Source organism: Curtobacterium flaccumfaciens UCD-AKU (assembly GCF_000349565.1).
GTDB classification, from domain to species: Bacteria; Actinomycetota; Actinomycetes; order Actinomycetales; family Microbacteriaceae; genus Curtobacterium; species Curtobacterium poinsettiae.
Genome location: NZ_KB714607.1, coordinates 87,977 through 109,969 on the forward strand (window position 1 = coordinate 87,977; position 21,993 = coordinate 109,969).

Here is a 21,993-nt window from a genome sequence, read left to right on the forward strand (position 1 = left end):
CCGGCGTCTTCTGCTCACTCGGTGAGCGCGCCCGTCAGTGGAACTGCGGAACGATGAGGTAGATGCCGTAGAGCACGACGGCGCCGCACACGACGAAGCACGCGACGGCAGCGGCACGGAGTGCACGTGTAGCCGTCGAGGCGCCGGCCGGGTTCGGGAAGCCCGCGGTGGCCGGACCGATCGTGCCGTCGTCCTTCACGGTGAACTTGCCGGCGCGGGTGTCGGCGGCGCTCCAGAGACGGAGGCCGACCGAGTACACGGCGACGACGAAGCACGACGAGACCACGGCGACGAGCGCCACGGTGAGGAACGCGAACCAGTCGATGCCCATCAGCGACGGCCTCCCTTGCGGGCCGCCATGCGACGGAGCGTCCGCTCGCGGCTCAGTTCGGCGCGACGCTCGGCGACCGCGTCGGCGCGCTTCTTGCGCTGCATGTCGCGCAGCTCCTTGCGGGTCAGGACCGCGTTCGCGGCGACGTCGACCTCGATGGCCGAGGCCTGCTCGTGCGGCTTGCGGAGCGACCAGAGGTACAGGCCGAGGATGACGGCGGCACCGACCACGGCGTCGATCACGAGCCCGATGACGCCGAGACGGGCGATCCCGGAGGCGACGGCACCGACCGCAGCAGCGGCAGGCAGTGTGATGAACCAGGCGATGACGATCTTGCCGGCGGTCGACCACTGGATCTTCGAGCCCCGGCGGCCGAGACCGGCACCGATGATGGAACCCGAGGACACCTGCGTGGTGGACAGCGCGAAGCCGAGGTGGCTGGAGGCGAGGATCGTCGCCGCGGTCGAGGCCTCGGCCGCGAAGCCCTGGGTCGCCCGGATCTCGGTGATGCCCGAGCCGAGCGTGCGGATGATCCGCCAGCCACCCGTGTAGGTACCGAGCGCGATGGCGAGGGCACAGGCCACGACGACCCAGAACTGCACGCCCTGGTTGGACGACTGCGCGCCCGAGGCGATGAGGGTCAGCGTGATGACGCCCATCGTCTTCTGCGCGTCGTTGGTGCCGTGTGCCAGGGACACCATCGAGCTGGTGAAGACCTGCCCGATCCGGAACCCGCCGCGCTCGTTCGGGAACACCGGCCGCTTGGTGATCCGGTACGCGATGCGCGTCGACAGGAACGACACGAGCGCCGCGATCACGGGCGAGGCGAACGCCGGGATGATCACGACCGTCAGCAGCGCGACGTAGTTGACCGACTGGAACCCGGCACCGACGATCGCGGCACCGATGAGCCCGCCGAACAACGCGTGCGACGACGACGACGGCAGCCCGCGGAGCCACGTGATCATGTTCCAGACGACTGCCCCGATCAGGCCCGCGAAGATCATCTCGGGGCTGATCGCGACGCCACCGGGGCCCTCGTTGATCAGCCCGTGCGAGATCGACGTCGCCACGGCGGTGCTGAGGAACGCACCGACCAGGTTGAGCACCGCAGCGACGGTGACCGCCACCTTGGGCTTCATGGCGCCGGTCGCGATCGGGGTCGCCATCGCGTTGGCGGTGTCGTGAAAACCGTTTGTGAAGTCGAAGAAGAGGGCCAACGCGATGACCAGGACGACTATGAGTGTGATGTCCACCGCGGGCAAGTGTCCCAGGCGTCGGCCCTTCGAGCAAACCTGATCGGCAACCTGTTGTTCACCGTCGCTTCACACTCGTTCAGGTTCGGAACCATGCCGATGGAAGAATGGGTCCATGGACACCGCTGAGCTCCTCATCCTGTTGATCGGATCGCTCGCGGTGACCGGGTTCGCTCGAGCCAAGGGGCTCCCCGCTCCCCTGCTCGTCACAGCGGTCGCCCTGGCGGCGTCGTTCCTGCCCGGGCTGCCCCCGATGGAGATCGACTCCGAGGTCATCCTCACGGTGATCCTGCCGCCGCTGCTCTACTCCGCCGCGCTCGACGTGTCGTGGCAGAGCTTCCGCGGCTCGATCAAGCAGATCCGACGACTCGGCATCTTCCTGGTGATCGTGACGGCCCTGGTCGTCGGCGGGGTGGCGTACCTGCTCATCCCGGACATGACGCTGCCTGCGGCGATCCTGCTCGGCGCGATCGTCGCCCCGCCGGACGCGGTGTCCGCCGCCGCGATCGGCCGGAAGCTCGGACTCCCCCGGCGTGTCATGACCGTGCTGTCCGGCGAGAGCCTCATCAACGACGCGGCCTCGCTGACCCTGGTGCGCGTGTTCACGCTCATCATCGCCGGCACGTCGCTGACGGTCTGGCAGGACCTCGGCATCTTCGGGCTCGCGATCGGCGTCGGCCTGGTCGTCGGCATCGTGCTCGGCGTCGTCGTGCACTGGATCCGGATGCGCATCAACGACCCCGTGGTCGAGACGATCATGAGCATCCTGCTGCCGTTCGTCGCGTACATCCTCGCCGAGGACCTGTCCGGCTCCGGCGTGATCGCGGTCGTCACGGCCGGCCTGTACATCGGCTACAACTCACCGAAGGAGGGCTACGCCACCCGCCTGCAGGAGCGACCGCTCTGGACGAGCATCGACGTCATCCTCGAGGGCTTCGTGTTCGCGCTCATCGGCCTGCAGCTCAACACCGTCGTGCAGGACCTGGTGGAGAGCGAGCGCAGCCTCGGGCAGACGCTCACCGCGGCGGCTGTCGTGCTCGCGGTGGTGATCCTGGTGCGGCCGCTGTTCGTGTTCGAGTCGTACGTGCGCAACCGGTTCAACGGGAAGTGGCTCCGGCCGCTGCGGATCAAGCTGTCCCGCGGGCACCCCTCACTGCGGTGGATGCGCGGTTCCGCGGAGCCGAAGCTCAACTGGCGGGAGCTCACCGTCATCTCGTGGACGGGCATGCGTGGCGTGGTGACCCTGGCGGCAGCGGTCTCCGTCGTCGCGAGCCCGACGCAGATCCCGGCGCAGGACACGATCTTCATCATCGCCTTCTTCGTCACCGTCGGCACCCTGCTGTTGCAGGGACTCACATTGCCCTTCGTCATCCGCGCGCTCAAGGTGCAGGACCCGGCCGAGGGCGAAGAGGACGTGCGCAGCGAGATGCGACTCAACCAGCGCACCACCGAGGCCGCGATCGAGCTGCTCGAGAAGCGCCGTCCGGCGTGGGCGAAGCAGTACGGCTCGGACGCTGTCGACTCGGTGGTGAACCGGCTGAAGGCACGACTGGAGCGTCAGGCCGAGACCTTCCGCCAGGACGCCGAGGAAGAAGAGGACGAGGAGCGGAACGTCGCACTGCGCCTGCGCGGCTCGCAGATCCAGGACATCCGGCGCGAGCTGCTCGACCGCCGCCGCGAGATCGTGCTCGAGGAGCGGGAGAAGGGGAACCTCGACGAGGAGGTCATGCGCCGCGTGCTCGTGACCCTCGACGCCGAGGAGCTCGCGATGGACTCGGCGCAGGCATCGCGCAGTCGCTCCTGAGCACCTCGGGCGTATCCTGGCGCTCCGATCGAGAGCAGGAGCAGAGCGCCGAGTGAGCACGCCGCGGAACGACGTCCCCAGGAACGACGACGGACCGGAGCGCCCCGGCGGTTCGCGTCCGACGCCCCCGAAGTCGCGCGGGAGCCGGCCGTCCGCCCAGGGGACGAAGCCGCGTCGCGGTGCCAAGGTCGCGGGACACGCCAGCCGGTCAGCACCCCGGCGGCAGGCCCCCGTCCCCGCCCCGCAGCAGTACAGCGCGTACCGCCGCTGGTACTCGACACTGCACCCGTCGCTCCAGCTCATCGGCCTGCAGCTGTGGATGCCGCTGTTCTTCATCGTCGGGTTCTGCCTGTGCTACGTGTTCGCGTTCCACGCCCCGCACCCGCACGACGTGCCGATCGCCCTGATCGGCAGCGACCCGTCCTTCGTGCAGGCCGTGCAGCGGGCGTTGCCGGGCGAGTTCGTGTTCCACTCCTACGACTCGCTCGCCCAGGCGAAGCGCGACGTGGTCGACGGCTCGATGGCGGTCGCGTACGACCCGGCCGCGAACGAGTTCTTCAAGGCGAGCGCGCACCAGTTCCAGGTCGCGAGCCTCGTGCCGGCCACCCTCAGCGCGGTGCTCACCGGCCTGGGCGTCGCGACCCCGAAGGTGACCGAGCTCGCGCCCCTGCCGGCGTGGGACGAGTACGGCACCGTGGCGATGTACGTGATGCTCGCGTGGTGCATCGGCGGCTACATGGTCGCGATGTTCATCGGCATCATGGGCGGCCCGCTCCGGCACCGCACCCGCATGACGGTCATCGCGGTCGGCGGCCTGGTCATCTCGCTCATCACGAACACGCTCGCCGGCCCGGTGCTCGGTGCCATCCACGGCCACTGGATCCAGCTGGTGCTCATCGCCTGGGGCTGGATCGTGGCGATCGGCCTGGCGGTGAACGGTCTGAGCTACTTCGTCGGCCGCTTCATCGCCGCCCCGGCGATGATCTGCTTCGTCTTCCTGTCCATGCCGTCGTCCGGCGGCGCCTACCCGAAGTGGTTCATGCCCGAGCCGTTCGCGTGGCTCAACAACGTCGTGGTCGGCTCGAGCATGGTCGACATGATCAAGCACCAGGTCTACGGCGTCGGCCCCGGTCCGGCCCGAGGCCTGATCACGATGGCGTGCTACGCGGCGGCCGGCCTCGTGCTCATGTACTTCGGCAAGCAGTGGTGGGAGCGCAAACGGATCCGCGCGATCGTCACCGGCCGCACGACGATGTTCCAGGACGCGAACACGGCCAACCGCGAGTTCCTCGGCGGGCAGCGCGACGCCGAGCTGGAGCGCCACGGGCTGACCTCCACCGAGACCGGCACCCTGAGCGTGCTGCGGGACGACGACTGGGAGGACGAACGCACCGGTGGCGACGTCTTCACCGGCGCGCGCGACGGCCTCGAACCGGGCGCGACCCCGACCGGTCGCATCGCCGTGCAGCGCCCCGCGAACCGGAAGGAGCCGCGACTGGCGGCGGCTCCGCACGGCAAGCACGCCGACCGCTGACGCGTATCCTGAGGGGCATGAACCCCCGAATCACCTGGCACCGCGTCCTCGTCAGCGTCGTCGTCGTGTTCCTCGTGCTGACGCTGGGCTTCTACGCCGCGAGCGTCCTGCTCGCCCCAGCCGACGGGCGCGGCACCGCCGGGCTGTTCGTCGGGTGGGCGATGTTCTCGATGATCGGTGCGATCGTCGTCGGTGTCATCGACTTCTTCGTGCGACCCCTGGGCGGCCGGAGCGGCGACGCCGACGTCATGGCCGCCGCCGAAGAGGCCCGGACCGGCAGCACCCGCACGCAGCAGACGCGCTAGCGGCACGCGCACCCAGCAGACGCCCTGAGCGAGACCCGCCCCAGCGGAAGAACTAGGCCACACCCGTCCCGGTGAACCCGGACACCGTCGCGTCGTCCTCGGCGAACGTGAACCGCGCCCGGACGTTGCCGCCAGCGAGCACCCCCGGCAACCAGTACCGGGCGTCGTCCCACATCGCGTCGTAGGGCACGGCGTCGACCGGGATCCACCGCGGCTCCAGTTCGTCCGAGCCCGACGGGTCTCCCTGCCAGCGGCGGCAGACGAAGACGTCCGAGACCTGGGACCAGGACGGTCGGTACGGGAACCGGTAGTCCAACGTGCCACGGGCCTCCAGGTCGACCGCGTCGAGCCGCAGGCCGACCTCTTCACGCACCTCGCGCACGGCGGTCTCGACCGCCGTCTCGCCGGACTCGCGCTTGCCGCCGGGGCCGACCAGACGGCCGGTGCCGAGGCCGCGGCGCTTTTCCCCCAGCAGCACCTCGGGCCCTGCCTCGCCGTCGCGCAGCAGGTACACGACCACCACCCGGGGATGCTGGGACTTGCTCTCGTCGCGAAGGCTCACGCGTCCAGTGTGACCGATGGAGTGTCGTACGCTCTTCCCATGGCAGGCGTGCTGCGGGGGCACCATGGCTGAGCCCCGCAGGACCGGGCGCAGCCTCGAAGTGCTGCGCGCCGAGGCCGCTGAGGAGATCTCGATGCTCGTCGAGCACCGGAGCCGTCAGGGCGAGGACCCGTGGGAGTTCATGCCGACGCTCCCCACCGTCGACGAGCAGGTCGTGCTGATCCTGCGCGCGGACGCCGTCGACCTGGACGAGGCGATCGGCAAGCGGCACGCACAGTGGTCGAGCCATCCGGCGTCCGGGCAGGGCACCCGGCTGGGTGAGGAGTACCACCGGCTGCGCCGGATCGCGCTGCAGCACCCCGAGCTGACGCCCGCCGTGTGGAAGCTGCTCGGCGCCCTGCCCGAAGCGGGCTGAGCTGCGGTTGGATGGACGCATGACCGAAACCGTGCTCGCCGTCCTCAACCAGCCCTCCCGCGACGCCGCGCCGCACGACCCCGCGGCCGACGCCTTCACGTGGGCGAAGCCGCTCGAGGAGCACGTCCAGGTGCAGGACCTCGGCGTCACCCGCGGTGACGGCGTGTTCGAGACCATCACGGTGATCGACGGCCGACCCCAGGCCCTCGAGGCGCACCTCGCCCGCTTCGGTCGCTCCGCCGCGATGCTCGACCTGCCCGCCCCCGACCCCGAGGCGTGGCGCCAGGCCATCGAGGCCGTCTGCGCGCGCCTCGACCCGGTACGGGAGGCCTTCGCCAAGACCGTCCTGACCCGCGGCGTCGAGGGCACCGACCGTCCGACCGGCTGGGTCTACGCCGCGCCGTCTGGCGACTCCACGGCCGCCCGCACCGAGGGGATCTCCGTCGTCGTCCTGGACCGCGGCTACCGGCACGACGTCGAGCGCACCTCGCCGTGGCTGCTGCAGGGCGCGAAGACGCTGTCGTACGGCGTCAACATGGCTGCCCTGCGCGAGGCGGTCCGCCGCGGCGCCGACGACGCCCTGTTCGTCTCGAGCGACGGCTACGTGCTCGAGGGCACGCGCGCGAACCTGATCATGAAGGTCGGCGACCGGCTGGTCACGCCCCGCACCGACATCGGGATCCTGGCGGGCACGACGCAGGCCGACGTGTTCCGCTTCGCTGAGCAGGAGGGCGTCGAGACCGCCTACGAACTCGTCACCCTCGCCGATCTGGCAGCCGCGGACGCGCTCTGGCTCGTGTCGAGCGTGCGGCAGGCGGCGCCGATCCGTTCGGTGAACGGCGACGCCCGCGCGATCGACGCGGACCTGACGACGCGCATCAACGACTTCCTGCTGGCGCGCGAGGTCTGAGCACGGTCTGACCGCTCGACCCGGAAGACGCCGTCGTGTCCGCGAGACGCCGCGGAATTGGGCGGTGTCTCGCGGGTGTGACGGCGTCGTGCCGAAACGACGGCGACTCGCGACCGGACACCTGACGGACGGGAGGCCCGTGGCGGGCTCGCCACGGGCCTCCCGTCCGCCTGTGGCTGAGCCCACCGCGTCACGCGAGACGCCGGCGTCTCGTGGCCGCTACCAGCGCGGCGTGGTGACGCCGGCCCCGTCGGCCCACGCGAACACGGTCTCGCCGTCGATCCAGACGCGCGTCGCGCGGCTGGTCGCGTCGAGCGGGTCGCCGTCCCAGAGCACGAGGTCGGCGTCGTAGCCCTCGGCCAGGCGACCGACACGGTCGCCGAAGCCCAGGAACTCGGCCGGGTTGACCGTGAGCGCCTCGAGTGCGGTCTGGGCGGGCAGGCCCTCCTTCACGGCGGCGGTCGCCTGGTCGACGAGCATGTTGATCGGCACGACCGGCGCGTCCGTCGTGATGGCGACCCGGACCCCGGCCGCCGCGATGGTGGCGAGGTTCGGGATGCCGCGGTCGCGGAGTTCGACCTTCGAACGGCTGGTGAAGAGCGGGCCGTAGATGACCGGGATGTCCTTCGCGGCGAGCACGTCGGCGATCTTGTGCGCCTCGGTGCCGTGGTTCACGACGAGCCGGTAGCCGAACTCCTCGGACAGGCGGATGGCGGTGGCGATGTCGTCGTGGCGGTGGGTGTGCTGGTCCCAGACGAGTTCGCCGTCGAGCACCCGGACGAGCGTCTCCTTCGTCAGGTCGCGGGCGAACGGCTCGTCCTTCGCGGCTGCGGCGTCGCGGGCGGCCTTGTAGTTCTGCGCGTCGACGAAGGCGTCACGGATGATCTTGGCGACACCGAGCCGGGTGGAGGGGGTCTGGCCCTTGCCGCCGTAGACCCGCTTCGGGTTCTCGCCGAGGGCGCTCTTCACGCTCACCGAGTCGGAGATGAGCTGCTCGTCGATCGTCCGGCCGCCCCAGGTCTTGATGGCGACGCTCTGGCCGCCGATCGGGTTGCCCGAGCCGGGCTTGACGACGATGCTCGTGATCCCGCCGGCGAGCGCGTCCCGGAAGCCCTCGTCGTCGATGTCGATCGCGTCGATCGCGCGGACGCCCGCCATGTTCGGGGCGGTCATCTCGTTCGTGTCGTTGCCGGCCTCGCCGTTGGCTTCTTCGTGGATGCCGACGTGGCCGTGCGCCTCGACGAACCCGGGGACGAGCCACGAACCCGCGGCGTCGATGACCGTCATGCCGTCGGGCGGGGTGACGTCGGGCCCGACCGCGGTGATCCGGCCGTCCTCGACGATGACCGCGCCGCCGTCGAAGGCGGGGGCGGAGACGGGGACGACGTGGGCACCGGTGATCGCGAAGGAGTTGCTCATGGCACCAACGGTACGCGGGGGCGTGCGGGCGGGGTCGTGCGGGCGGCGGCGCGCGGGCGGCGGACGGGCGGGCGGCGGCGCGCGGGCGAAATACCGATTCCTGGCGCCGGACGTCCCGGCGGCCCTACCGTCGCGGGATGGCACACCGGAGCGAGACCTGGCCCACGCACCACAGGGCCGAACGACCCTGGCGCAGCGCAGTCCGCGGGTGCCGTGACGACCGGCTGGTGACCACCGTGCGGGTGTCGGTGCCCCCGTCCATCGCCAGGGCTCGGTGGACACCCGACGACGACACCGTCGCACTGCTCGACCGGAGCGCCACGGCCCTGCGCACCCTCGACGTCCACCACGGCTCCCGGCTCGCACCGCTCGGGTCCGTGCTCGGCCGGACCGAAGCCGTGGCGTCGTCGCGGATCGAGGACGAGCCCGCCTCGATCGACGACCTGGCGCGCGCGCTCGTCGGCATCCGGGCGAACCCGGGTGCCACCGCGGTGGTCCGGGCCGGCGGCGCCGTCGAGCACCTGGTCTCCGCGGCGGACTCGGGCATCGTCACGGAGTCGTCCCTGCTCGAGGCGCACCGTCTGCTGATGCGCGACGACCCGGTCGACGGACGGTCCGCAGGCCGGTACCGCGACGTGCAGAACTGGATCGGTGGCGGCGCCACACCCCGCGACGCCCGGTACGTCCCACCGCCGCCGGAGCTCGTGGCACCGCTGATGGCCGACCTGCTCGCGTTCGTGCACCGTGTGGACCTGCACCCGATCGCCCAGGCGGCCATCGCGCACGCGCAGTTCGAGTCGATCCACCCCTTCACCGACGGCAACGGTCGGATCGGGCGGGCGCTGATCGGTGCCGTGCTGCGGCGCCGCGGGGTCACGACGACGGTGACCGCACCCGTGGCCACCGCACTCGCGGCGGACCGACGGCGGTACTTCCGGCACCTGGAGCGGTACCGCGACGGCCAGGTCACCGGGTTCGTGGCCGATCTGGCCCTGGCGATCGGGACGGTGTGCGACGAGGCGACGCTCGGCGCCCTGCTGCTCGCCGAGCACGACGCCGACCGGTCCGCCGGTCCCTGCGCCACGGGCCCGCACGCCGTCGTCGGCCGTGCGCTCGCCGACGAACCCGTCCTGACCGAAGCGCACCTGGGAACCCTGCTCACCGCCGACCAGGTCGAGCGCGTCACGCTCGACCTGGTGCTGGCGGGCGTGCTCCGTCCGGTCACCCGTCGCCGCCGTGACCGCGCCTGGGTGGCACCCGCCGTGGTCGCCGAGCTCGAGGCGTTCGAGCAGCGGGTGCACGCCGCTGTGGGCGGCCACGAGCGGACCGCGGCCTGACCGGGGGTGCGGGCGAATAGGGTGGGACGGTGAGCAACGAGCACACCGCATCCACCCCGCCCAGCGCCGCCAAGCGGCCCGTGACACGGACCCACCACGGCATCGACTTCGTCGACGACTACGAGTGGCTGCGGGACAAGGAATCCCCCGACACCCTGGCGTACCTCGAAGCCGAGAACGCCCACACCGACGCCGCGACCGCGCACCTCGCGCCGCTGCGGGACCGCATCTTCGCCGAGGTGAAGAGCCGCGTGCAGGAGACCGACCTCTCGGTGCCGGTGCGCATGGGCGACTGGTGGTACTTCACCCGCACCGCCGAGGGCAGCCAGTACGGCGTGCACTGCCGCGTGCCCGTCGCCGGCCCGGACGACTGGACGCCGCCCGCCGTGGTCGAGGGCGAGTCGACCCTGCCCGGTGAGCAGGTGGTGCTGGACGGCAACGCCCTGGCCGACGGCCACGAGTTCTTCTCCCTCGGCACCTACGACATCAGCGACGACGGCACCCGCCTGGTGTACGGCATCGACGTCGAGGGCGACGAGCGGTACACCCTGCACGTGCGCGACCTGGCTTCGGGGACCGACCTCGGCGACGCCATCCCGAACACCGGGGCCGGCGCCACGTTCGACCCGGCGGGCCGCTACGTCTTCTACCCCACGGTCGACGAGTCCTGGCGTCCGGACAAGATCTGGCGGCACACGGTCGGCACCGCGGCGTCCGAGGACGTCCTGGTGTTCGAGGAACCCGACGACCGCTACTGGGTCGGCGTCGGCGTCACCCGCTCGTCGCAGTACATCGTCATCGAGCTCGGCTCGAAGATCACGTCCGAGGCGCACGTCCTCGATGCTGCGGACCCGACCGGTGAGTTCCAGGTCGTCTGGCCCCGCCGCGAGGGCGTCGAGTACGAGATCGAGCACGCCATCGTCGGCGGCAGCGACCGGTTCCTGGTGCTGCACAACGACGGCGCCGAGAACTTCGAGCTCGTCGACGTCCCCGCCGACGACCCGACGTCCGAGCGTGACCGCCGCGTCGTCGTGGCACACCACACCGAGCGCCGCATCGAGTCGGTCGACGCCTTCGCCGGGCACCTCGCGCTGGAGTACCGGTCCGAGGCGCTCCCCCGCGTCGCGATCATCCCGATCGAGGGCGACGGCTACGGCGACGCGCACGAGGTCCCCTTCGACGAAGCCCTGTTCTCCGCGGGGCTCGGCGGCAACCCGGAGTGGGAGCAGCCGACACTCCGCATCGGGTACACGTCGTTCGTCACCCCCTCCGAGGTCAGCGACCTCGACCTGGCCACCGGCGATGTCACCGTCCTGAAGCGCCAGCCCGTGCTCGGTGGCTACGACCCGGCCGACTACGTGCAGGAACGCGACTGGGCCACCGCGGCCGACGGCACCCGCGTGCCGATCTCGCTCGTCTGGCGCCGTGACGCCGTCGACCAGGACTCGCCGTCGCCGCTGCACCTGTACGGCTACGGCTCGTACGAACACTCGATCGACCCCGGCTTCAGCGTCATGCGCCTGTCGATGCTCGACCGCGGTGTCGTCTTCGCGGTGGCTCACGTCCGTGGTGGCGGTGAACTCGGCCGGCACTGGTACGAGAACGGCAAGACCCTGACGAAGAAGAACACCTTCACCGACTTCGTCGCGGTCGCCGAGCACCTGATCGAGTCCGGCCGGACGAGCGCCGACCGGCTCGTGGCCGAGGGCGGCAGTGCGGGTGGGCTCCTGATGGGCGCCGTCGCGAACCTCGCACCCGAACGGTTCGCCGGCATTTTGGCGGCCGTGCCGTTCGTCGACGCGCTGACGAGCATCCTCGACCCGGACCTGCCCCTCACCGTCATCGAGTGGGACGAGTGGGGCGACCCGCTGCACGACGCCGAGGTCTACCGCTACATGAGCGAGTACACGCCGTACGAGAACGTCCGCGACGACGTCCAGTACCCGCAGATCCTCGCCGTGACCTCGATCAACGACACCCGCGTGCTCTACGTCGAGCCCGCGAAGTGGACCGCGAAGCTCCGCGAGGTCGGCGCGCCGGTGCTGCTGAAGACCGAGATGTCCGCCGGCCACGGTGGTGTCAGCGGTCGGTACGCGTCGTGGAAGGAGCGGGCGTTCGAACTCGCCTGGCTGCTCGACGTGCTCGGGCTCGCCGACGAGACGCCCGCCGCGGCGACCGCCACCCCGATCGCCGCGGGCTGAGCAGCGCCGCGCACTTCGTGAGCAGAAGAGGTCGGGTCCGAACGCGGGACCCGACCTCTTCTGCTCACCAAGCGAACAGCGGCGCACGCAACGCGCGCACTCCGCTCACACGCGGTTGAGCGCGTGCACCGCCTCGTCGTAGGACTCCTCGGCCAGGCGCACCCGGTCCCCCGCGAGCACCCCGTACCCGAACGTGCCCTCACCGCCACGCTCCGCGATCGCCGCGTTCGCCCGCAGGATGTCGAGGGCGTGCAGCGACCGCACCCGCTCCGTCAGCACGTCGGCGGCGGTACCGATCCGCTTCCACAGCGCGTGCGGGAACGCGTCGTCGCCGAGCACGTCCATCGCCATCCGGGCCCGCATCGTCTCCTGCCACGCGGCCTCGGTGGTGCTCCGGTCGGCGGCCTCCCGCTCGGCGGCGGTGTCCGAGGTGTCGTCGGCGACGGCGGCCCGGACGAGCTCGCGCACGCGCGGCTTCACGTCGGCGCCGACGTCCTGGGCGACCTGCTTCGGCGAGCGGAGCGACCACGCGGTCGGCAGGGGACGCTCGGCTGCGTCGTCGAGGGCGTCGAGCAGCTCGAGGAACGGCTCGCCGTGCAGGAACGCGACGACGTCCCGCACCGCCTGGTCGCGACGCTCACGGGTCGAGGCCAGGATCCGCTCACGGGTCAACGCGTCGACCAGGTCGTCCTGCGCCGGCGACGACGCCCGCGGCAGCCGGTCGATCAGGTACTCGGCCAGCGCCGCACGCGCGGTGACGCCCGCCAGGCCGTCCGCCGCCTCGGCGGCGCGGTCGACGGCCTCGCCGTCGGGGAACGCCGGGCGGTAGGCGCCCAGGATCGCGGCGATCTCGAGGGTGGTGTCGGCCGCTTGCCGGAGGTCGGCCGTGTCGCCGGAGCGGAGCCGGGCCTCCTGGCCGAGCAGCGCGATGCGCAGCTTGCGCACCCGCTTCGCCAGGATGCGTGCGGTCGTGCCCTTGGCCGGCTTCTCCTCGGTCTGGAGGCGCGGTGCCGGTGCTCCTGCCAGCCCGCGTGCCAGCTTGGACGCGACTGCGGCGGGGCCGGCGCCGACGGCCGCGAAGCGTCCGTCGAGGGCCGCGAACAGCTCGTGGGCGATCTGCGGGTCGACGCCGTCGACGGTCTCGACCTCGACCTCACGCCAGGTGCGCGGGGTCTCCGGGGCGTCGTCGTCGAGGCGCTGGGCGGTGACCTGGTCGTCGGCGAGCTCGGCGATCTGGTCGCCGTCCTCGTCGAGCAGTCGAGTGACGGTCCGGGTGGTGGTGATCCGGACGACCGGACGCAGCCCGCGGCCGCGACGCTCGGTGAAGAGTGCGGCGAGGACCTCGTCGGGCACCGTGTCGGCGTCGTCGGTCAGGGGGAACTGCTGCTCGTGGCGGACCGTGTCCGACTCGGAGCGCTTGATGTGCCAACCGGCGTCGGGGCCACCGGTGCGACGGCGGACCGTCACCCGCGCGGCCACCAGGTCGTACCGCTCGGTGTCCCAGTAGGTCGCGTCCAGTTCGAACGGCTCCTGGTGCTCGGTGCGGAGGATGCCGCCCGCGCCGACGAGGTCGGGGAGGGCACCGCCCTCGGGCAGGTCGTAGGTGCGCTCGATCTCGAGGTGCGTGTGGCTCACACGGTCTTGTCTACCAGGCACTGCGCGGATTCCCCGCACCCGGGGTTAGCCTGCAGGGATGAGCGACACGATCACCCGCGAGCAGTTCACGCCCGAAGCCGGCGGCGTCACGATGTTCACCACCACGTGGTGCGGCTACTGCGCCCGGCTGAAGAACCAGATGTCCAAGGCCGGGGTCCCCTTCATCGAGGTCGACATCGAGCAGACCCCCGGTACCGCGGAACTCGTCGCCGAGGTCAACGGCGGCAACCAGACGGTGCCGACGCTGGTGTTCCCCGACGGGACGACGGCGACGAACCCGTCCCTGGCCGAGGTGCAGTCCCGCATCTGAGCAGGTCGCCCTCGCAAGACACCGGTGTTCACGCTCCGAACACGCGCATGACGCGGTTCAGAGTCCGAACACCGGTGTTTTGCTGTCCGGACGCGCCTGCGCTAGCCGCCGAGCGCCTCGGTCAGCAGCGCGGCCATCGCGTCGAGCTGGATGTCGCCGGAGTCGACGACCGCTTCGTCCGAACCGTCGAGCGCACGGGCGGCCAGGGACGCCTTCGAGTCGATGAGCTCGGCGATCTTGGTGTCGATCGTCTGCGCGGCGATGATGCGCCACGCGGTGACGGGCTCTTCCTGTCCGATGCGGTGCACGCGGTCGATCGCCTGGGTCTGCTCGGCGCTCGTCCACGACAGCTCGGCGAGCACGACGTTCGACGACACCTGCAGGTTCAGGCCGACGCCGGCCGCGGTCAGCGAGCAGACGATGACGGCGACGTCGGGGTCGTTCACGAACGAGTCGATCTCGGCCGTGCGCTGCGTGGGGGTCTGGTCGCCGCGGATCGTGGCGGTGCGCAGCCCACGACGGGCGAACACCTCTTCCGCCTGGTCCATCACGTCGAGGTGCTTCGCGAAGAACACGACCTTGCCGACGTTCGAGGCGAGCTGCGCGGCGTAGTCGGCCGCGAGCTGGGCCTTGGCCCGGCCGATGCGGCGGACCATCGAGAACACGTTCTCGCCGGTCGACGAGGCGTCCTGGTCCTCGAGCTCCCAGCGCGCGACCTGGCGGACCAGCTTGTGGTCGATGCCGACGACCGGGTCCTTCCCGGTGCGGGCGTCGAGGGCCTGGTGGTACCGGCGGACCAGCTTCGCGGTGAGCTCGCGCTCGGCGTCGCGGATGGAGCGGCCCTCGTCGCCGTCGAGCTCGACGGGGATGTCGGCGATCCGGCGTGCGGGGATGTCCGCGGCGACGTCGACCTTGCGGCGTCGGACGATGCCCTGGTCGATGACGGCGCGGCGGGCCTCGACGAAGAACCCGGGGTCGGCCGGGGTCAGGCCGATCTCCTCGAGCTCGTTCATGAGCTTGGCGCGCGGCTTCTTGTCGTCGATCCAGCCGAGGTACTCCCAGATGGTGCGGAAGTCCTCGACCGAGTTGATGAGCGGGGTACCGGTCAGCGCCATGAGCAGCGGGGTGGCGGTGCGCTGCCGGATGCGCTCGGCGATCTGCAGCACGAACCGGGCGCGCTGCGAGTCCTTGTTCTTGATGAAGTGCGCCTCGTCGACGACCATCCCCTTGAACCCGAAGTTGCCGAGCCACCCGGCGTGCCGGTCGAGGATCTCGTAGTTCACGATGACGATGTCGGCGAACCCGTCGAGGTCGTTGCCGTCCCCGTGGATCACCGTGGCGCGGCGGTTCGGCACCCAGCGCTCGGCCTCACGTGCCCAGTTCGTCTTGACGACGTTCGGCACGACGACGAGCAGCGGGAACGCGTTCGCGGCGTCGGCGGCGAGCAGCGACTGCGCGGTCTTGCCGAGGCCGGGCTCGTCGGCGAGCAGGAAGGTACGGTGCCCCTGCGCTGCGGCGGTGATGAGCTCCGCCTGGTGCTTCATGAGCGTGGTGCCCGAGCGCGAGTGCAGCGTCGGGGGCTCCGGCAGCGGCATCGTCGCCGCTCCCCCGCCCGCGCCGTACTCGAACGACTTGAACAGCGGTCCGAACAGTTCCCAGTTCGCCAGGCGGCGCGGGTGCGCGACGGGCTGGTCGGCGAGGGCGAAGTCCGGAGGCATGAACGGGTTCGCGAGCTGGCGCTGGACGACGGACTGCGGCACGACGGCACGCACCGGGGTCTCGACCACCGCGGCGGGCTCGGACGCGATGACGAGGTCCTCCGGCTGCAGCTCGACGCCACCGGCGATCATCATGTCGCGCTTGACCGCACGCGTCGCCTCGGGCACCTGCACCTCTTCGGCGAGGAGCTGGATGACGCTGGTGTCCCGCGCCGCCGTCTTCGCCAGGATCGTGGCCACGCCGTCGAGCCGCTTGAGCTGTTCGGCGCGCTGCGCGTCGGTGAGCTCCGTGTCGGCCTTCACCCGCGCGCGCTCTTCGCGCATCAGCAGGGCGACCGCCTGGAACTTCGTCCGGTTCGACGCCTTGAGTGGTCCGCGCTGCGCCGCGGCCTCGACCTCGCGCACAGCGCGGGCGAGGACGGGGATGACGCCGTCGTTGTCCAGCGGCCTGGTGCGACGTGACGCGGTCCGCGTCCCGCCGGCAGCACGCCGGGTGCCTGATCGAGCCAACGCTCCTCCTGTTCCGCCCACACGTCGGGGCGATCCGCCCGTGGGGCGGGAAGTCCTGCACCGGGGCCTGGCGCGGCTCCGGTTCGGCCGCGGGCCACCGTGGCCCACCGCATCGCCGGTCCCCGCATCGGGACGTCCGGTGGACTCCCGCGAGCCGTTCCACACGAGCACCTGCCGGGAGCAGGTTCGGACGGTCCGCGCCGGGATCCGGCGTCGTCACACGCACGTGGTGCCCCCTCGGGGCGCTCACGGCCCGGTCCCCGCGTCGATCAAGTGATCGACGGCTGCGTCCGGAATCGACGCGGCACGCGGGAACACGGTGCGTGCGCGCTCAGTTTACTCCCGGACCACCGACGGAGGCGACCGCCGCGTTGCCCGCGCGCGTCGCGACGGCGGACGGGAGGCCCGTTGCGGGCCCGACCCGCGCCTCCCGTCCGATCCCGGGCCCCCACGCCGACCACCCCGCGAAAGCGACAGTTCCCGCCAACCTTCCACGCAGATCTGTCGCTTTGGCGACGGGGCCGCGAGCCGTCAGGCCTGCGGTGCGGACCGCGGGCGGGTCGACGCGCCGGTCGGGAGGCTCGGGGCCGCGTCCGCCAGGGCGGCCTGCGTCGCTGCGAGGAGCTGCTGGGCAGTCTGGATCCCGTTGGCGGAACCGGTGGTCGCCTGGCCGCCGGCGTGGGCGAGCAGCTGCGCGCCGATGGCGGGCCCGATGCGGTCGGTCTCGCGCGGGTTGCGCGCGACCCAGTCGCGGGCGATCGCGTCGGCGAGGCGCTCGGCGGCGGCGCCGCGCTCCGCGTCGCCTCGGGACCGGTGCCACAGCCCGGTCACCACGAGGTGGGCGACGACGGCTCCGACGTCACGGACCGGGAACCCCCAGCCCGCGGTGTCGATGTCGAGCAGGCCCGAGATGCGCCACGGCTCGTCCTCGTCGACGAACACCTGCTCCAGGTGCAGGTCGCCGTGCACGACCTGCTTGGTCGAGCTCGACCAACCGATGGAACGGCGGCCGATGGCGTCGTACAGGCGGTCGATCTCCTCGGCGTCGCGCGGCAGGGCGGCGATGAGCGTGCGACGGTGCCAGTCGGCGTGGTCCATCGCGTCGGCACGGGCCTGCTGGGTCATCGGCACGGTGGCGACGCGGCCGCTCAACGCCGCGAGCGACGCCACGAAGCGCGGGTCGTCGGCGATGTCGAGGATGCGGCTGCCGGCCGGCACGCCGCGGATGCGCTCGAGCACGAGCAGGCCGTCACCACGACTGGACAGCACGCGCGGCACCGGCAGGCCGGCCGCGACGAACTGCTCGTGCGACTGCACGATCGGCGCGACCCGGTGCGGACGGACGATCTTCAGGAACAGGGTGCGCTCGGGGGCGTCGACGCGCACCACCGCACGTTTGCCGGGCCGGTACGCGGCGACGGTGAGCACCGGGTCGGTGACGGGCATGCCGAGGGTGGTCAGCAGCTCGGCGACGGCGTCGCGGTAGGTGACCTGCGGCAGCACCGGCAGGCCTGGGTCGTTCGGGTACGCCCAGACCGACACCGGTTCGCCCGTCGCCGGGTCCGTGACGATGGCGCTGTTCTGGTCGTGGGTGCCGCCGGTGTCGACGTAGGTCAGGACCGTGGCGCGTTGGCCGTTGCGGTCCAGTGTGTCGACCTCGTAGCCGTACAGGTAGCCGTTGCCCGACGGTTCGACGGAGTGCGCCCGCGCGGCCACCACGGAGGTCCCGGAGCCGGCGAAGGCCTGCGGGATGACGCGCTCATGGTTGGGCCACACGACATCAGTCAACCGCGTCGCACGGGTTTCGTCGCGTTCGTGCACGGCTCGGCGCGCGGCCGGTGGCTACCGTGGTCGGTGTGAACCCGGTCGCGCGTCTCCGCAGCTCCAGTCGCACGCCGTTCCTGCAGGTCGTGAAGACCGCCGTCGCGGTGGTGGCCGCCGTGCTCCTCTGCCGTCTGGTGATCCAGGGGCCGTTCCCCACCTTCGCGGCCATCGCGGCCCTGCTCGTGGTGCAGCCGAGCATCAACCAGTCGTTCGTGAAGGGGCTCGAGCGGAGCGCGGGCGTCGTCATCGGCGTCGTGCTGGCCACCGGGTTCCACCTGCTGCTCGGCGACGGCGTGTTCGTGGTGCTGCTCGTCATCGTGCTCGCGATCCTGATCGCGTGGGCGCTCCGGCTCACCCCGACGTCGGCCACCCAGGTGGGGATCAGCGGGATGCTCGTGCTCACCGCCGGGGTCGTGACGCCGAACTACTCCGCCGACCGGATCCTCGAGACCGTGATCGGTGCGATCGTCGCCCTGGTCGTGAACGCGCTCATCGTGCCGCCCGTCCTGCTCGAGCCGGCGCACCTCGCCGTCGCCCGGCTCGCCCGCGACACCGCGGTGGCGTTCGAGCGGATCGCGATCGGCCTGACCGAGGGGTGGGACCGCGCACGCTGGGACGAGGCCCTCGTCGCGGCCCGGGCCCTCCGGCAGCAGCATGCCAAGGCCGAGGCGTCCCTGGGGGCGGCCCGCGAGTCCCTGACGATGAACCCGCGCAGCGGCCGGCACCGGACGATCCTCGACCGCGACGTGGTGGTCACCGACCACCTGCGCATCCTGGTGACCCGGGTCACCGGCATGACCCGGGCGATCCGCGACAACACCGCCCCGGACGTGCGGGACGATCCGGTGGTGCACGGCATCGCGACCGAGGTGGCGCGGATCGGGGCGGACGTGCGGGCGCTCAGTGCGCGGGTCGAGTCGACGCGGCTCGACCCGGCACCCGGGGCCGGTGGGGCGGACGCTGCTGCGCTCGGACCGGACGCCGAGCCGTGGGCGGAGGCCTCGGAGCCGGCACTCACCGCGCCGCTCGAGGTGGTGCGTCCGAACTCCCGGCACTGGGTGCTCATCGGGGCGCTGCTCGAGGACATCCGACGGGTGCGCGGGGAACTGCTCGGCGAGGACGACTAGGCGCGTCGCGTTTGCGCGGTGCCGGGTCTACTCAGCGTGCCGCGCAGACGTTGTGCCGGGTCCACCTCAGCGTGCCGCGCAGGCCGCCTCCGACGCCGTCCGCACCACGTCGGACCAGATCACCTCGGTCGGCACGACGTCGGTCGCACCGGGGACCCCGGTGTCGGCGTACCGGTTGATCTCGGCGACGACGGCCTCGATGCCGACCTCGCGTGCGGCACGGCTCGCCACGTCCGGCACCGCCGTCCGCAGCTCTGCGACCACGCGGTCGCGCGGTACGTCCTCCAGCTGTGCGAGCGTGCCGATCCCCTTCCACGCGGCGTCCAGTTCGGCGCGCAGGCGCACGATTGCCGGGTGGTCGATCGAGTCGTTCATGATCCCCCAGTGCGGGCGGCGCATCGGGTCGCGCTGTCCGCTGCCGGAGCCTAGCAACGAAGCAAGCGACGCTCACGTCCCTAGAACGTGGGACAGACCGTTCCGCCCTGTCCTGTGACGAGATTCAGCGAGTTCGGCCTGAGAACGGCCCTCGGCGACGGTTCGATGCCACGATGGGTCCGAGGAGGTCCACTATGCGGCTGTTGGTGGTCGAGGACGACGACGAGATGCGGGCCCTGATGGAGCGCGGACTCGCGGCCGAGGGGTACCGCGTGACGGCGGTCGAGAACGGTGTCGAGGCGCTCATCGCGCTCGGCGAGCAGGCGTTCGACCTTGCGGTCGTGGACGTGATGATGCCCGGCATGTCCGGCTTCGAGCTCGCCCGGCGGATCCGTGAGCGCGAGGACCCCGTGCGGATCCTGCTCGTGACGGCGCGCGACGCCGTGGACGACCGTGTGTTCGGGCTCGACGCCGGTGCGGACGACTACCTCACCAAGCCCTTCGCCTTCGCCGAGCTCACCGCTCGGCTGCGTGCGCTCGGCCGTCGTGAGTCCGCCGGGGCTCCCCGCACGATCGAGGTCGGCGACGTCTCCATCGACTCCGAGGCACGCCGCATCTCGATCAAGGGCCAGCGCGTCGCCGTGAGCCCCACGGAGTTCGCCCTGCTCCGCCTGCTCGCCCGGTCCGCCGGCAGTGTCGTCGACCGCCCGAAGATCCTCGAAGAGGTCTGGGACGGTTCGCAGCACGTCGACCCGAACGTGGTCGAGCAGTACATCTCGTACCTCCGCAAGAAGCTCACCGCGCACGAGGCCACCGTCGCCATCGCCACGGTCCGCGGTCGCGGGTACCGCCTGGATCTGCTCGGGGCGTGAGCGGGGCCGACGACGCCCCACGATCGGACCACCGACGCGGTGGTCCGATCCGGCCGCTGCGTCTGCTGTCGCTGCGTGCCCGGATCACGATCGGTTCGACGGCGATCGCGGCGATCGTGATCCTGCTGCTCGTCCTGGTGATGCGGTTCCAGGTGGTGAGCGTCGTCGCGAGTGCGACCCGCACGCTGCTCGACGCCGATGCCGACCCCTACGTCGCCACGCTCGAGGTCGACAGCGACCCCGACCTGTCGTCACCGGGCAACGCGCAGCTCGTCGCCGTCGTGTCCCCGTCCGGCGAGATCGTGCTCTCGACGATGCCGGACCGCGTCGAGCAGGCGCTCGGCAGTCTGCGGTCCACCCCTGCCGGCACCTCGATCATCACGGCATCCGGCTCGGAGTACCGCGTCGTCGTGGAGCACCCCGTCAACGAGGCCGGCCGGTGGACGGTCGTCGCCGCCCGTAACTCGCAGGCCGAGGCCATCGTCGTCGACGACCTCACGACGACCCTGTCGTTGACCGGCCTGGCGATCCTGCTCGCCTTCGGCGTGGCGTCCTGGGTGCTCGCGACCACCGCGTTGCGTCCGGTGAACCGGATGCGCCGCGAGGCCGAACGGCTCTCCGTCGCCCCGGAGCGCGCCGAACTGCCGGTGGGCCCCGCCCGGGACGAGCTGGCATCCCTGGCGACGACGCTCAACGCCTTCCTGGCCCGGACCCGGCAGGCGACCGAGCGTGAACGCCAGATGGTGTCGGACGCCAGCCACGAGCTCCGGACGCCCCTGGCCATCCTGACGACCCAGCTCGACCTCGCCTCGCTCGACGGCAACGACGCCGCCGCCCTCGCCGCCCACATCGAACGCGCCAAGCACAGCGTCGCGCGGTTGTCCCGGCTCGCCAACGACCTGCTCGCACTGTCGCGGATCGAGGAGTCTGAGCAACGTGAACAGGACGGCGACCGACGGCCGGAGACCGCCTGGTCGGACCTCGGCGACGAGGTGATGGCAGCGGTCGACCGCGTCCGGCTCATCGCGTCGGCGAAGGACGTCACCGTCGACTTCGACCTGGAGCCGCCGGTCGCCGTCGGCGGGTCCGGCCCGGGCATCGGCGGCGGCACCGTGGAACCGCGCTACCGGATCGACACGGGTGGGATGGCCCAGCTCGTCACGAACATCGCGGGCAACGCCGTGGCCGCACTCCCCCGCGGTGGCGGCATCTTCGTGTCCTGGCGGAGCACCGGCGGCCAGGGCGTGCTGCAGATCACCGACGACGGCCCCGGTGTACCCGAGTCGTTCATCCCCGTGGCCTTCGACCGGTTCACGCGTCCGGACGAGGCACGGACGTCCCGCCCGAACCCCGACCCCTCCACGGGCGCCGGCGCCCTGCCGGGCGGCTCCGGTCTGGGACTCGCGATCGTCCGCGCGGTGGCGGAACGCGCCGGGGGCACGGCGTCGCTCCGCAACGTGCCCGCCGGTGGGCTCGAGGTCACGATCACCCTGCCCGAGGTGCGCTGAGCTCGACCGCTCACCCAGC

The 21,993-nt window shown here is 71.6% G+C and carries 19 protein-coding genes; 11 read left to right on the plus strand and 8 right to left on the minus strand.

Features of this window, described 5'->3' with window-relative positions:
- Positions 1–34: 34 nt before the first annotated feature.
- Positions 35–331, minus strand: coding sequence for a hypothetical protein (locus H489_RS22620; protein ID WP_017885946.1), 297 nt, complete (start codon positions 329–331; stop codon positions 35–37).
- On the minus strand, positions 331–1,587 hold the full coding sequence (locus H489_RS22625; protein ID WP_040418878.1) for an inorganic phosphate transporter: 1,257 nt from the start codon (positions 1,585–1,587) through the stop codon (positions 331–333). The genes H489_RS22620 and H489_RS22625 overlap by 1 nt, the downstream gene beginning before the upstream one ends.
- 115 nt (positions 1,588–1,702) lie before the next feature.
- Between H489_RS22625 and H489_RS22630 the strand changes: the two genes are divergently transcribed.
- From H489_RS22630 to H489_RS22635, 3 genes are read left to right on the plus strand one after another with little or no spacing between them, the layout of a single operon-like run.
- Positions 1,703–3,391, plus strand: a complete 1,689-nt coding sequence (locus H489_RS22630) for a cation:proton antiporter (RefSeq protein WP_017885948.1) — start codon at positions 1,703–1,705, stop codon at positions 3,389–3,391.
- A 52-nt stretch (positions 3,392–3,443) separates the two neighbouring features.
- Positions 3,444–4,925 (plus strand): ABC transporter permease, encoded by a 1,482-nt coding sequence (locus tag H489_RS0118310; protein WP_051067356.1) that lies wholly within the window; start codon positions 3,444–3,446, stop codon positions 4,923–4,925.
- Between the two features lie 17 nt (positions 4,926–4,942).
- Complete coding sequence (locus H489_RS22635; RefSeq protein WP_017885949.1) at positions 4,943–5,230, plus strand: hypothetical protein; 288 nt, start codon at positions 4,943–4,945, stop codon at positions 5,228–5,230.
- 52 nt (positions 5,231–5,282) lie between these two features.
- On the opposite strand, the gene H489_RS22640 is transcribed toward H489_RS22635, so the two are convergent.
- Complete coding sequence (locus H489_RS22640) at positions 5,283–5,792, minus strand: 8-oxo-dGTP diphosphatase (RefSeq protein WP_167578282.1); 510 nt, start codon at positions 5,790–5,792, stop codon at positions 5,283–5,285.
- 64 nt (positions 5,793–5,856) lie between these two features.
- Between H489_RS22640 and H489_RS22645 the strand changes: the two genes are divergently transcribed.
- Both H489_RS22645 and H489_RS22650 read left to right on the plus strand, forming a co-directional pair.
- Positions 5,857–6,207, plus strand: coding sequence for a tryptophan synthase subunit alpha (locus H489_RS22645; protein WP_027464736.1), 351 nt, complete (start codon positions 5,857–5,859; stop codon positions 6,205–6,207).
- Positions 6,208–6,226: 19 nt separating this feature from the next.
- Positions 6,227–7,117: an aminodeoxychorismate lyase gene (locus H489_RS22650; RefSeq protein WP_017885952.1), complete on the plus strand. Its 891-nt coding sequence runs from the start codon at positions 6,227–6,229 to the stop codon at positions 7,115–7,117.
- Positions 7,118–7,336: 219 nt separating this feature from the next.
- On the opposite strand, the gene H489_RS22655 is transcribed toward H489_RS22650, so the two are convergent.
- Positions 7,337–8,536, minus strand: coding sequence for an amidohydrolase (locus tag H489_RS22655; RefSeq protein WP_017885953.1), 1,200 nt, complete (start codon positions 8,534–8,536; stop codon positions 7,337–7,339).
- 227 nt (positions 8,537–8,763) lie between these two features.
- Between H489_RS22655 and H489_RS22660 the strand changes: the two genes are divergently transcribed.
- Positions 8,764–9,873, plus strand: coding sequence for a Fic family protein (locus H489_RS22660; protein WP_017885954.1), 1,110 nt, complete (start codon positions 8,764–8,766; stop codon positions 9,871–9,873).
- A gap of 29 nt (positions 9,874–9,902) precedes the next feature.
- Entirely contained in the window at positions 9,903–12,074 is a 2,172-nt protein-coding gene (locus tag H489_RS22665) for a S9 family peptidase (protein WP_017885955.1), read from the plus strand.
- A 105-nt stretch (positions 12,075–12,179) separates the two neighbouring features.
- On the opposite strand, the gene H489_RS22670 is transcribed toward H489_RS22665, so the two are convergent.
- Positions 12,180–13,709, minus strand: coding sequence for a CYTH domain-containing protein (locus H489_RS22670; RefSeq protein ID WP_017885956.1), 1,530 nt, complete (start codon positions 13,707–13,709; stop codon positions 12,180–12,182).
- Between the two features lie 58 nt (positions 13,710–13,767).
- Between H489_RS22670 and H489_RS22675 the strand changes: the two genes are divergently transcribed.
- Positions 13,768–14,040 carry a glutaredoxin domain-containing protein gene (locus H489_RS22675; protein ID WP_017885957.1) on the plus strand — a complete coding sequence of 91 codons (273 nt, stop codon included), beginning with the start codon at positions 13,768–13,770 and terminating at the stop codon, positions 14,038–14,040.
- Between the two features lie 101 nt (positions 14,041–14,141).
- Here H489_RS22675 and H489_RS22680 read toward each other — a convergent pair whose 3' ends face one another.
- Complete coding sequence (locus H489_RS22680) at positions 14,142–16,268, minus strand: DEAD/DEAH box helicase (RefSeq protein ID WP_031259215.1); 2,127 nt, start codon at positions 16,266–16,268, stop codon at positions 14,142–14,144.
- 531 nt (positions 16,269–16,799) lie between these two features.
- Positions 16,800–18,044, minus strand: coding sequence for a phosphotransferase enzyme family protein (locus H489_RS22685; RefSeq protein ID WP_017885959.1), 1,245 nt, complete (start codon positions 18,042–18,044; stop codon positions 16,800–16,802).
- An 80-nt stretch (positions 18,045–18,124) separates the two neighbouring features.
- Between H489_RS22685 and H489_RS22690 the strand changes: the two genes are divergently transcribed.
- Positions 18,125–19,219: an FUSC family protein gene (locus H489_RS22690; protein WP_081612192.1), complete on the plus strand. Its 1,095-nt coding sequence runs from the start codon at positions 18,125–18,127 to the stop codon at positions 19,217–19,219.
- Positions 19,220–19,285: 66 nt separating this feature from the next.
- Here the strand turns inward: H489_RS22690 and H489_RS22695 are convergent, their stop codons facing one another.
- Positions 19,286–19,618, minus strand: coding sequence for a hypothetical protein (locus tag H489_RS22695; RefSeq protein ID WP_156155313.1), 333 nt, complete (start codon positions 19,616–19,618; stop codon positions 19,286–19,288).
- A 170-nt stretch (positions 19,619–19,788) separates the two neighbouring features.
- Here H489_RS22695 and H489_RS22700 point away from each other — a divergent pair, with 170 nt between their 5' ends.
- Complete coding sequence (locus tag H489_RS22700) at positions 19,789–20,466, plus strand: response regulator transcription factor (RefSeq protein WP_017885962.1); 678 nt, start codon at positions 19,789–19,791, stop codon at positions 20,464–20,466.
- On the plus strand, positions 20,463–21,974 hold the full coding sequence (locus H489_RS22705) for a sensor histidine kinase (RefSeq protein WP_017885963.1): 1,512 nt from the start codon (positions 20,463–20,465) through the stop codon (positions 21,972–21,974). Before H489_RS22700 ends, H489_RS22705 begins: the two co-directional genes overlap by 4 nt.
- The last annotated feature ends 19 nt before the right edge of the window (positions 21,975–21,993 follow it).

Coding starts and splice junctions, on each gene's coding strand:
- H489_RS22695 (WP_156155313.1), bottom strand. CDS start 19,618: ATGCGCCGCCCGCACTGGGGGATCATGAACGACTCGATCGACCACCCG.
- H489_RS22635 (WP_017885949.1), top strand. CDS start 4,943: ATGAACCCCCGAATCACCTGGCACCGCGTCCTCGTCAGCGTCGTCGTC.
- H489_RS22655 (WP_017885953.1), bottom strand. CDS start 8,536: ATGAGCAACTCCTTCGCGATCACCGGTGCCCACGTCGTCCCCGTCTCC.
- H489_RS22620 (WP_017885946.1), bottom strand. CDS start 331: ATGGGCATCGACTGGTTCGCGTTCCTCACCGTGGCGCTCGTCGCCGTG.
- H489_RS22645 (WP_027464736.1), top strand. CDS start 5,857: ATGGCTGAGCCCCGCAGGACCGGGCGCAGCCTCGAAGTGCTGCGCGCC.
- H489_RS22700 (WP_017885962.1), top strand. CDS start 19,789: ATGCGGCTGTTGGTGGTCGAGGACGACGACGAGATGCGGGCCCTGATG.
- H489_RS22630 (WP_017885948.1), top strand. CDS start 1,703: ATGGACACCGCTGAGCTCCTCATCCTGTTGATCGGATCGCTCGCGGTG.
- H489_RS22650 (WP_017885952.1), top strand. CDS start 6,227: ATGACCGAAACCGTGCTCGCCGTCCTCAACCAGCCCTCCCGCGACGCC.
- H489_RS22675 (WP_017885957.1), top strand. CDS start 13,768: ATGAGCGACACGATCACCCGCGAGCAGTTCACGCCCGAAGCCGGCGGC.